6 protein-coding genes are annotated in these 6,008 nt (G+C 75.6%); 2 read left to right on the top strand and 4 right to left on the bottom strand.

The features are described 5' to 3' along the window. Window positions 1-33: 33 nt before the first annotated feature. From ACSNOK_RS29735 to ACSNOK_RS29720, 4 genes are all read right to left on the bottom strand, one after another. Window positions 34-591 carry a DinB family protein gene (locus tag ACSNOK_RS29735; RefSeq protein ID WP_436783899.1) on the bottom strand — a complete coding sequence of 186 codons (558 nt, stop codon included), beginning with the start codon at window positions 589-591 and terminating at the stop codon, window positions 34-36. A 323-nt stretch (window positions 592-914) separates the two neighbouring features. Further along, on the bottom strand, window positions 915-1,991 hold the full coding sequence (locus ACSNOK_RS29730; protein ID WP_436783898.1) for an enoyl-CoA hydratase/isomerase family protein: 1,077 nt from the start codon (window positions 1,989-1,991) through the stop codon (window positions 915-917). A gap of 274 nt (window positions 1,992-2,265) precedes the next feature. Continuing rightward, the gene (locus ACSNOK_RS29725; protein ID WP_436783897.1) at window positions 2,266-3,009 is read right to left on the bottom strand and encodes a CbtA family protein; all 744 of its coding nucleotides are present in this window, start codon (window positions 3,007-3,009) and stop codon (window positions 2,266-2,268) included. 20 nt (window positions 3,010-3,029) lie between these two features. Further along, window positions 3,030-3,257, bottom strand: coding sequence for a CbtB domain-containing protein (locus tag ACSNOK_RS29720; protein WP_436783896.1), 228 nt, complete (start codon window positions 3,255-3,257; stop codon window positions 3,030-3,032). Between the two features lie 283 nt (window positions 3,258-3,540). Between ACSNOK_RS29720 and ACSNOK_RS29715 the strand changes: the two genes are divergently transcribed. Together ACSNOK_RS29715 and aceA are read left to right on the top strand one after the other, a co-directional pair. Then, window positions 3,541-4,119 carry a histidine phosphatase family protein gene (locus ACSNOK_RS29715; protein WP_436783895.1) on the top strand — a complete coding sequence of 193 codons (579 nt, stop codon included), beginning with the start codon at window positions 3,541-3,543 and terminating at the stop codon, window positions 4,117-4,119. 391 nt (window positions 4,120-4,510) lie between these two features. Further along, window positions 4,511-5,800 (top strand): isocitrate lyase, encoded by a 1,290-nt coding sequence (gene aceA / locus ACSNOK_RS29710; protein ID WP_436783894.1) that lies wholly within the window; start codon window positions 4,511-4,513, stop codon window positions 5,798-5,800. Window positions 5,801-6,008: the final 208 nt, after the last annotated feature.

The following is a 6,008-nucleotide window of genomic DNA, read 5'->3' as shown; positions in this document are numbered from 1 at the left end:
GGCGGGGGAGGCGCGTCCCACGACCGTAACCGGTCAGGCGTCCGCGTCCGCCCCCGGCCGCCGCCCGGCCGCGAGCGTCGCCGGCGCGTAGCCGAACTCGGCCGGGACGTCCACTCCCAGCGCCCGGGCCAGCGGGACCATCACGGCGAGGTGGTGGACGGCGTGGTGGGCGACGAACACCAGCTCCCGGCCCACCGTCGACGGCGTCCGCGCCACCGAGCCGTCCGGGGCCACCACGCTCACCACCTCGACCGGGCGCCGCAGGTCACGTGGTGTGACGGTCCGGACGAGCTTCCGGACGTGGGCCAGCCGGGCCAGCGCCGCGGCGCGGTCCGTCTCGACCGGGCCGCCCCGCGTGCGGCGGTCGTAGTCGACGGTGCCGCTGCCGGCGCCCGCGAGGATGGCCGTGTAGTGGTCCACGCAGTGCCGGACGTGCCCGGCGATAGGGCTCGCCCCGCGCGGGCGGTGCAGGTACTGGTCGTCGGTGAGTATGCCCACCAACTCGCCGACCTGCCCGAGCGGTTCGGCGGCGCACGTGGTGACGGAAGCTGTGGTGCCGGGCGCGGCGCCGGCGGTCGTGGGATCGTCCAATGGTCGTCTTCGCCTTCCTCGCGGTGCCCTCGGCTCGCTCCCCCGTGCCGTCCACGGTAGCGCTCCGCGACCGGCGGAAGGGCGGCTTCACCGGTTCCGGGGACCTCCGGCGGCCGGGTCGGCCGAGCCGCACGCCGGTGGGCCGGAAGACGCCTCAGGTCATCCGCGTGCCCGCCGCACGCGGCCGTCACCGTCCGGGCCGTGTTCACGACCACGGGCGCGCGGGGCCTCCCTCCCTCGAGGCCCCGCCGGGCGGCGCCCGGCAGGGCCTCGGCGTCAGCCTCGCGCCCGGCCCGGTGGAGCGTCAGGGCCGTGACGAGCTGTCACCCCACCGACGGACGCTCGTCCGGGGCGAAGAGCGGCCGGTCCGCCCCGAAGGCGCCGCCCGCGGCGAAGAAGCGGGCCACGTCCCCCTCGCCCACGTCGGCGAGGCGCGCGGGGGTCCAGCGGGGCGTCCGGTCCTTGTCGACGACCTGCGCCCGGATGCCCTCGACGAGGTCGGGCGAGGACAGCGCCGCGCACGACACCCGGAACTCCTGCTCCAGCACAGCCTCCAGCGACTCCAGGCCGCGCGCCGAGCGGAGGGCGGCGAGGGTGACCTTGAGCGAGGTGGGGGAGCGGCCGAGGAGGGTGTCCGCGGCCTCCTTGGCGGCCGGGGAGCCGTGCGCCGCCAGCCGTTCGACGATCTCCTCGACGGTCGGGGCCGCGTAGCAGGCGTCGATCCACTCCCGGTCCTCGGCGAGCCGGCCGGGCGGGGCCGGGCGGACGTGGCGGGCCAGCACGTCGTCCACCGGGGCCATCGCGAGCTCGGCCGCCAGCGCGGGCAGGGACGCGGCGGGGACGAAGTGGTCGGCGAGCCCGCACAGCAGCGCGTCCGCGGCGCCGACCGTCGTACCGGTGAGGCCGAGGTGGGTGCCGAGTTCCCCGGGCGCGCGCGAGAGCAGGAACGTGCCGCCGACGTCCGGGACGAAGCCGATGCCCGTCTCCGGCATGGCCACCCGCGAGCGCTCGGTGACGATCCGGACGCTCCCGTGCGCCGACACCCCGACGCCGCCGCCCATGACGATGCCGTCCATCAGGGCCACGTACGGCTTGGGGTAGCGGGCGATACGGGCGTTGAGCCGGTACTCGTCCCGCCAGAAGTCCGCCGACGCGGCGCCGCCGCCCGCGCGGACGTCGTCGTGGATCGCGCGGATGTCGCCGCCGGCGCAGAGCCCTCGGTCGCCGGCGCCGTCGAGGACGACCGTCCGGACGGCCGGGTCCCGTTCCCAGGCGGCCAGGGCCGCGTCGATCCGGCGGACCATCGGGTGGGTGAGGGCGTTGAGGGCCCGGGGCCGGTCGAGGGTGATCCGGGCGGCGTGGCCCTCGGTCCGCAGGAGGACGTGGTCGTCGGCGGTCATCGGGCGGCTCCGGGCAGCCCGTAAGCAGGGGTCGGGGGAGGGGTCGGGTGCATGCTCTCGCTCGTCCTTCCAGGGTCCGGTGGTCCGGGCGGGACGGCGAACGGCGGCTGGTGGCTCCCCCGTACGCCCGCGCGGCCCCCGTCGGCGCGTACCTTCCGGCACATCCTGCCCCGCCTGCCCCCGCCGAAGCATCCGTCACAGACGAAAAGCGGGGCGCCGTTCCATGTGGTGGCGGCCACACGGAACGACACCCCGCGCTCAGGGGGCGGTGCGGTCAGGGGACGGTGAGCGGCCGGCGGCGGACGGCCGGGGGGACCAGCAGCCGTTCGGCGAGCTCCCCGAAGAGCAGGCCGAACGCGCCCCAGAGCGTGCCCTGGACGGCGAGCGCGGCGAGCCGGAACCGCCACAGCACGTCGGCCGGGAAGTCGTCCGGCACCTCGTCCACCGGCGGCAGGAACGCGTACGCCGCCCCGACGGCGACGAGCAGCGCGGCACCGGCGGCCACCGTCGCGTGCCACCCGCCCAGCCGGGGCGCCAGCGTGCGGCCCAGGACGACCGCGCCGACGCACAACAGCACACTCAGTACGATCATCAGGAAGTACAGCGCCGTGCGCCGGCCGATGGTGTCCGGGTCGCCCACCGACGGCGGATTGGCGGGGTACTTCAGGAACGGGACGACGTACAGGGCCAGCAGCGCGCCGCCGGCCACCAGCACGGCCGCGGCGCGCGGCCCGAACCGGCCGACGCGGCCCAGCGCGACGCAGAACGCCAGCGCGGCCAGGCCGCCCAGCGCCACGCCGTAGACCAGGACCGCGGTGGCCAGGCCGGCCGTCGACTGCAGGGTACGGCCGACGGGTTCGCCGCCGCCGTGCCCGTGCTCGTGGGCCGCCTCGAAGGCGATGGCCGCGTCCACGTGGGGCTCGCCCAGCAGATAGGCCACGGCCAGGGCGAGCAGCCCCGCGCCGAGCCCGGCGAGCATCCCGCGGACCAGCAGCGCCCGGACGGGGACGGACGTCACGGTGGGTGTCCTCCCGCCGGTCAGTGGCACGGGAAGCCGAGCAGGTGACGGCCGTCGTGGACCCACTCGTGCACGGTCTCGCCGGCGAGCAGGGAGGTGGCGCCCTGTTCCGCGCCGACGAAGTAGAGCAGGGCCAGTGTCAGCAGGCCGACGAGGACGGCCCAAGGGGCCAGTTCCTTCAGGGATATGGGAGTGACGGCCGGGGTCTCGGCGGACGTGCCGGACGGGGTGAGAGCGGACGATGCCATGGCAGAACCTCCTGGGGGAGTGTCGCGTCCCGTTCCTCGGGTGCCGGACGACGAGGGGCGGGTCTGACTCCCCGGGCGCCGCGTGGAACGCCCCGGAACACAGTGGCGCGACCGTGCCGGATTCCCACCGGCTTCCGTCACCCTTCGTCGTGTCGTCGTGACCGTACCGTTTGAGCCACCCCCGCGCCATGGACGAGGGGAGGCGCACCCGCGCGCCGCCGGGCGCGAAATGCCTGGCCATGCCGGGTGCGTGGGGACGGAGACGGGAGAAGGGGCGGATGTGGTGACGGTTCGGGTGACGCTGGTCGCGTCGGTGATGACGGCGGCCCTGCGGGCGGCGCGGTTCGACGACGACACGCCGGGGGAGGCGGAGTTGCGGCAGGTTCGTGCCCGGGCGGGTGTTCTCGCCGGTCTGTCCGGATCGGGAGGGTTCCGGAGGGTGTACACCGGGCCGGAAGCGCGCTGCCGGGCGACGGCCGAGGCCCTGGGGGTGCACTCCGTGCCAGCACCGGAGTTGGGCGATCCGGACGTGGGGGAGTGGCGGGGCCGGACGCTGGCGGAGATCGCGGCCGCCGACCCCGCCGGGGTCGCCGCCTGGCTGACCGACCCGGACGCGGCCCCGCACGGCGGAGAACCGCTGCGCTCCCTGCTCACCCGCACCGGCGGCTGGCTGGCGTCACAGGCGGAACGGGGTGGCCGGGTGCTCGCCGTCGCCGGCCCCGCCGCCGTCCGGGCCGCCGTGGTCAGCGCGCTGGACCTGCCGCCGGACGTCTTCTGGCGGCTGGACGTACCGCCGCTGTCACGCACGGACCTCACCGGCCGGTCCGGACGGTGGAACTGGCGCTGCGCGGCGCCGCTTTGAGGGCCGCTCGCCCGAAGGGCCCGCCACCCGGGCGGAGTCGGCGCCGGGCGGGCGGCCGTCCGGCCTCGCCGACGGTCGGCCGGACGTCGGAAAGGGTTCACCGGAAATTGGCAGAAAGCCGTGGTTGATGGCACTCAGTGCCACTGCCACAGTCGTGGTGCGGCCCGACGCTCCGGCGGCCCGGCGAGCGCGCCCCTCCGGCGTGCCCGTCGGCATGCGGCACGGCACTCCGCCCACCGGCCCCCGGCGCCCGTCACCCTCCGCCCGCGTACGGCGGAACGGCACGGGCCGCGCACGATCGCTCGGCAGCACTGCGGCGGGACCGACGGGCCGTGGCCCGTACCCCGCCGGCGGAACGGACGCACCTTCGAGGCGACACCGGGAGACGGTCATGGTTGAGGCAGGGACGGCGGCGGTCGAGACGGCCCGGGAGCTGGCGCGGCGGTGGGCGGAGGAACCCCGCTGGAAAGGCGTGGAGCGCACCTACGCGGCCGAGGACGTCGTCCGGCTGGCGGGCAGCGTCCACGAGGAGCACACCCTGGCCCGGCGCGGCGCCGAGCGGCTCTGGCGGGAGCTGCACGAACGCGACTACATCCACGCGCTCGGCGCCCTGACCGGCGGTCAGGCGGTGCAGCAGGTACGGGCGGGACTGCGCGCGATCTACCTGTCGGGCTGGCAGGTGGCGGCCGACGCCAACCTGGCCGGCCAGACCTACCCCGACCAGAGCCTGTACCCCGCCAACTCGGTGCCGGCGGTGGTGCGCCGCATCAACAACGCGCTGCTGCGGGCGGACCAGATCGCCACCGCCGAGGGGGACTCCTCGGTGGACTGGCTGGTGCCGATCGTGGCCGACGCCGAGGCGGGCTTCGGCGGCCCGCTCAACGCGTTCGAGCTGACCAAGGCGATGATCGCCGCGGGCGCGGCGGGCATCCACTACGAGGACCAGCTGGCCTCGGAGAAGAAGTGCGGACACCTGGGCGGCAAGGTGCTGGTGCCCACCGGGCAGCACATCCGCACCCTCAACGCGGCCCGGCTGGCCGCGGACATCGCCGGCGTGCCCACGGTGATCGTCGCCCGTACCGACGCGCTGGCCGCCAACCTGCTCACCAGCGACGTGGACGAGCGCGACGCCCGCTTCTGCACCGGCGAGCGCACGGCGGAGGGCTTCTACCGTGTCGAGCCGGGCATGGCCCCCGTGATCGCCCGCGGTCTCGCCTACGCCCCCTACGCCGACCTGCTGTGGGTCGAGACCGGCACCCCGGACCTGGCGCAGGCCAAGGAGTTCGCCGAGGCGATCCACGCCGAGTACCCCGACAAGATGCTCGCCTACAACTGCTCGCCGTCCTTCAACTGGAAGGCCGCGCTCGGCGACGACGAGATCGCCGAGTTCCAGCGCGAACTGGGCGCCATGGGCTACCGGTTCCAGTTCATCACCCTGGCCGGGTTCCACTCTCTCAACCACGCCATGTTCGACCTCGCGCGCGGCTACGCCGAGCGCGGCATGACGGCGTACGTGGAGTTGCAGGAGCGGGAGTTCGCCGCGCAGGAGCAGGGCTTCACCGCCGTCAAACACCAGCGCGAGGTGGGCACCGGCTACTTCGACCTGGTCTCCACGGCCGTCAACCCCGCCTCCTCCACCACCGCCCTCACCGGCTCCACCGAGGAGGAGCAGTTCCACTAGCCCCACCAGCCGGGCGGTTCCGTTCGCCGGCGGCCGGGCAGCCGCTCCGGCGGGACCCGTTCCGAACGGAACGGCTCCCGCCGGAGCGGTTTCCCCGGAGCGCCACCAGGGCAGGTCCCCTGCGGGCCCGGCGCGGGGGACGCCACCGTTCCGTTTGCGCGGACCCCCGGCCCCCTCTCCCGTTCCCCCTCCGCCCGCACGCCCGCAC

The sequence above is a fragment of the Streptomyces sp. URMC 126 genome (assembly GCF_051386555.1).
GTDB lineage: Bacteria > Actinomycetota > Actinomycetes > Streptomycetales > Streptomycetaceae > Streptomyces.
This window is presented reverse-complemented; position numbering and strand designations above follow the sequence as displayed.

Bases quoted from the DNA above. Each gene is read 5' to 3' on its own strand.
- aceA (WP_436783894.1), top strand. From the start codon at position 4,511: ATGGTTGAGGCAGGGACGGCGGCGGTCGAGACGGCCCGGGAGCTGGCG.
- ACSNOK_RS29720 (WP_436783896.1), bottom strand. From the start codon at position 3,257: ATGGCATCGTCCGCTCTCACCCCGTCCGGCACGTCCGCCGAGACCCCG.
- ACSNOK_RS29730 (WP_436783898.1), bottom strand. From the start codon at position 1,991: ATGACCGCCGACGACCACGTCCTCCTGCGGACCGAGGGCCACGCCGCC.